Below are 649 nucleotides of genomic sequence, written 5' to 3' on the forward strand. Positions count from 1 at the left end.
ATTTGGGTTCGGGCTTCCCGCCNGNAACCAAACAGACGACATAGGGGAGCAGAGAGTGTAGCCACCGTATGAATTAGAAGGGACACTCTCCAAGTCCGTCCTCACGGCTCGGATAAACTCCTACCTCTAGCAGCAAACGACAGAGGGATACATGAATACTATTTATTGCCCATGTGAGGGGTGTTTCTCCCCACCCTCCAGTTAAATTGACATTGGCCTTCGCCTTCACTAACACCTTTGCCAACGGATAACAAAACGCAACGCAAGCATTAAATAATGCTGTGTTTCCTGTGTCATCCCTTTGGTTTACATCCGCTCCGTACTTTAGTAACAGCTCTACAGTACGCAGCCCTTTCCCGTATGCCGTCCGAAGGCTCATTGAATAGTTTGCCCCTGCGAGAGATACTACAACAGCCCAGAAGCGACTTTAGCTTCGGGCTGTAGTTGAGATTAGCACCATGCTCTAACAAAAGCTCCACAATGTCCGGAAAAGGCCCTCCAGGCACAGGGAAAAAACACAGCTGCTGAATCAAATGGTGTGTCTCCCTCCCCATCACTTGGTTGGGGTCGGCTCCCGACTTAATAAACTGCCCCACAAATCCTCCGAAAACAGGCTCGCCCCTGCCTCCACGGCGTCTGCTGAAACGCA

Annotated in this window: 1 protein-coding gene; it reads right to left on the minus strand. The window is 50.9% G+C overall.

All coding sequences use genetic code 11. From position 1 onward, the window contains the following. Window positions 1-73 precede the first annotated feature (73 nt). Entirely contained in the window at window positions 74-379 is a 306-nt protein-coding gene (locus tag CCALI_RS16945; RefSeq protein ID WP_016483149.1) for an ankyrin repeat domain-containing protein, read from the minus strand. Window positions 380-649 lie beyond the last annotated feature (270 nt).

The sequence above is a fragment of the Chthonomonas calidirosea T49 genome, assembly GCF_000427095.1.
GTDB lineage: Bacteria > Armatimonadota > Chthonomonadetes > Chthonomonadales > Chthonomonadaceae > Chthonomonas > Chthonomonas calidirosea.

What these genes read in the sequence shown, in the direction of transcription:
- CCALI_RS16945 (WP_016483149.1), bottom strand. Translation starts at nt 379, where the DNA reads ATGAGCCTTCGGACGGCATACGGGAAAGGGCTGCGTACTGTAGAGCTG.